Below are 248 nucleotides of genomic sequence, written 5' to 3'. Positions count from 1 at the left end.
CTGCACACCGCCCAGGCCCCGCTTCTTCAGGCCGATGAGGAAGGCTCGCCAGAAGACCTCGTCCTCGCTGTCACCGACGTCCAGGCCCAGGATCTCCCGGCGGCCGTGCTCGGTGACGCCGGTGGCGACCACGACGGCTTTGGAGACCACCATGGCGGCCTCGGTGCGCACGTGCAGATAGGTCGCGTCCAGATAGACGTAGGGAAACCGGGCGTGATCCAGGCGGCGGGTGCGGAACGCGCCGATGG

1 protein-coding gene is annotated in these 248 nt (G+C 69.0%); it reads right to left on the bottom strand.

Going from position 1 to position 248, the window contains the following annotated elements; genetic code table 11:
• Nucleotides 1-248 (bottom strand): transposase (locus GGG17_RS08670; RefSeq protein WP_195849177.1); only part of this gene is annotated, 248 nt, incomplete at both ends.

This window comes from Arsenicicoccus cauae (genome assembly GCF_009707125.1).
In the GTDB taxonomy this organism is placed as follows: Bacteria; Actinomycetota; Actinomycetes; order Actinomycetales; family Dermatophilaceae; genus Arsenicicoccus; species Arsenicicoccus cauae.
This window is presented reverse-complemented; position numbering and strand designations above follow the sequence as displayed.